The sequence below is a fragment of the Micromonospora phytophila genome (assembly GCF_023656545.1).
Taxonomy (GTDB): domain Bacteria; phylum Actinomycetota; class Actinomycetes; order Mycobacteriales; family Micromonosporaceae; genus Micromonospora; species Micromonospora phytophila.
In genome coordinates, this window is sequence record NZ_JAMOKF010000496.1 from 1 (window position 1) to 2878 (window position 2878).

Annotated in this window: 3 protein-coding genes and 1 pseudogene; 1 reads left to right on the forward strand and 3 read right to left on the reverse strand. The window is 74.2% G+C overall.

Features of this window, described 5'->3' with window-relative positions; translation table 11 throughout:
* Positions 1 to 491: hypothetical protein (locus NCC78_RS30270; protein WP_250798806.1), on the forward strand; the 491-nt coding region annotated here is incomplete at its 5' end.
* Positions 492 to 569: 78 nt separating this feature from the next.
* Here the strand turns inward: NCC78_RS30270 and NCC78_RS30275 are convergent.
* From NCC78_RS30275 to NCC78_RS32290, 3 genes and pseudogenes are all read right to left on the reverse strand, one after another.
* The gene (locus NCC78_RS30275; protein ID WP_250798807.1) at positions 570 to 1763 is read right to left on the reverse strand and encodes a low temperature requirement protein A; all 1194 of its coding nucleotides are present in this window, start codon (positions 1761 to 1763) and stop codon (positions 570 to 572) included.
* 189 nt (positions 1764 to 1952) lie between these two features.
* Positions 1953 to 2513, reverse strand: a complete 561-nt coding sequence (locus tag NCC78_RS32285; RefSeq protein WP_308220976.1) for a GNAT family N-acetyltransferase — start codon at positions 2511 to 2513, stop codon at positions 1953 to 1955.
* An 84-nt stretch (positions 2514 to 2597) separates the two neighbouring features.
* Positions 2598 to 2825: pseudogene (locus NCC78_RS32290) on the reverse strand (penicillin acylase family protein); the annotation flags it as partial.
* Positions 2826 to 2878 lie beyond the last annotated feature (53 nt).

Sequence of the window (2878 nt, forward strand, 5' to 3'; positions counted from 1 at the left end):
GTCCGGCGGCGGCGGGACACGACCGCTGCCTGGTCGGGGTGTGGCGGCTCGCCGCCGGCCGCTACCACGTGCCGGTCGCCGCCGACTCGCCGCTGGGCACGCTGGCCGGGCTGCGGCAGGACGCCAGCGTGGAGCTGACCAGCGGGCCGCAGACGGGCTTCGCCAGCGCGTACCGGGTGGACGGCACCGCGACGGACCTGTTCGACCTGGCCGTCGCCGAGGGCTCGCTCAACGGGCACACCGTGCGCCACGTGCGGCGGGGCATGCAGACCTACCGGTGGGCCGCCGAGGCCGGCCGGTACCGGCAGCGCGACGGGGTGACCGCGGGCGACGTGAGCCTGCTGCGGGTCGACGGCCAGGAACTGGACGTCACCTCCGTGATGGGGGACTCGGAGGGCTCGTACCGCTGCGCGGGCGACCGGCTGGTGATCCGGGTGGCGGCCGACGACGGGTCGTGGGGTGAGGAGACCTTCGTCCGCAGCCGCACCTGAGAACTCGAAGCCGGCGGGCGACGGCTGCCCCCGCACCGCTGCCGCCGGGGCTGGCCGACGGCACCTGCTCCGGCTGACTCAGCCGTGACCGCCGTCCGGTTCCGGCCGCCCGGGCCCCGGTCGTGGCTGTTCGTCCGCGGTCCGGGCGGCGTGCTGGGGGAGCTCGACCAGCAGCATCACCACGATCACCACGACCACCGCGGCGAGGTGGAGTCCGGCGTTGGTCACCAGCCCGACGGGGATCGTGGCGAGCACGGCGGCGGCCGTCACCAGCCTGCTCCGCAGTGCGCCGCTGTGCAGCGAACGCCGCAGCTCGGTAATCCCGGCCAGGTAGACGGCCACGCCGCCGGAGAGCGCCAGCGCCGACGGCCAGGACGGGCGGTCACCGGGATGGGCCACCGCGGCGTGGATGCCGGCGGCCGTGACCACGATGCCCAACACCAACGGGATGTGCGCGAAGAGCAGCCGCCCGGCCAGCCGGGCCCGCTGGCCGGGCTCGACGGCGGCCAGAGCGGCCTCGGCGGGGGAGGCGTCGGTGAAGTAGGTCCACCACAGGCCCGCCGGCAGCGCCAGCGCGAGCGCGATGACGGCGAAGGTGCCGGCGGTGAGGTGCGCGACGTCGACGCCCAGGCCGATGGCCACGACGGACTCGCCCAGCGCGATGATCACCAGCAGGCCGTGCCGCTCGACGAAATGCGCCGGCTGGATCCGGAAGGCGGGCAGGACACTCACCCACGAGAAGCGTGGCATCAGGTACGGGACGACCGACTGGAGGGCGAACGCGGACAACCACAGCCCGTACCGGGCGGCGCCCCCGGTGACACCGCCGGCGAGGACCAGGAGGGCGGAGGCGAGGTTGTACGCCGCCAGCCGAGCCAGGGCGGCGCCGACGCCGGCCTGGGTGAACAGCAGCAGGTGGACGCAGACAACCACCAGGTAGCCGGCGCCGAAGACGAGACCGGTGTCGGTGAAGGCCCCCGGCACCCCGACCGCGGCGAAAAGGAATCCCGTCATCCCCATGAACAGCAGCAGCTTCTGCGCGGGCAACCGCGGCGGCACGTGGTTGGCCAGCCACACGTACCCGTCGAACATCCACCACAGGATCCCGAAGAGCAGCAGGACGCGGCCGAACCCGGCCAGGGACAGGTCGGCTTCCAGGATCCGGGTGAGCTGGGTCAGGGTGAAGACGAAGACGATGTCGAAGAAGATCTCCACCGAGGTCACCCGGTCCGCCGGAGCCCGGTTCGGCTCGCGCCACCGCGGAGCTCTCATGAGCATCGAGCGTAGACCGCCGCCACCTGCCGGCGGCCTCATTCGACCCACCCGCCGGACCCGGAGCCGGGTGCGGACCACCGGCAGGGCCGGGCCGGGGGCGTCGGCCCGGACGCGGCCCCAGGAGGGTGAAGCCGCCGCGGGTGGGGTGCCTGCGGGTGCCCGGCCGGGCCCGACCGTGGCCGTACGTCAGGCCGGCGCCGGGTGGTCCGACTCGAACCGCGCCCGGGTCAGGAACGCCAGTTGGGCCCGCTTGTCGGGCATGTCGATCTCCTCGTCGAAGGTGAAGCCCTCCCGCTCCAGCCGGCGCAGCGCGAGGTGGTTGCGGACGTCCGGCTCGACGACGATGCGCTGCCGGGTGGGGTCGGTGAACAGGTACCGGGCCAGTGCGGGGCCGACGGCGGTGGTGAGGCCGCGCGGGGGACGCTTCCCGGGGGCGAGCAGCAGGTGCATCCCGACGTCGCCGGGTTGCACGGGGTACCGCTCGCCGACCGGGTCCGCCTCCGGCTGGTAGGTCTGGAACAGGCCGATCGGCGTGCCGTCGAGCAGGATCAGGTACGCGTGGTGGGTGGCGAGCCCGTCGACGAACTCGTAGATCTCGCGGACCTCGTCCACCGTGTGCGAGCCCAAACCCCAGAAGGCGGCCCGGGGCTGGGTGACCCAGCCGTGCACCAGCTCCGCGTGGGCCCGCGGGTCGAGCACGACGAGCGTCAGCTCACCGAGGTCGGGGATTTTCTCCTGGTAGGTCACGGGTGCCTCGTCTCGGGTCTGTCGGGTGAGCTGTCGCCAGTCGGTGACCACCGCGACCAGCTCGCCGCGGGCCCACAGTGGTAGCTGGTCGTCGAAGTGCGGGTCGTCGGGGCGCCCGGCGGCGCCGAAGGGGACGATCCAGCGGCTGTCCGCGCGGTCGGTCAGGTCCCACACGTAGCGGGCGACCGGGCCCCGCCAGCAGGCGTCGGACACCCCGGGGACGCTGGAGGTGGCGAGCACGCAGTCGGTGTCGCCGGACAGCGCGACGCGCGACCGCATCGACCGCACCGCCGCCTCGACCGCCGGCGCCACGCCGAGGTGGACCGGGTGCAGGGTGTGCCGCCGCCCCCACTGCTCGGGCGGGC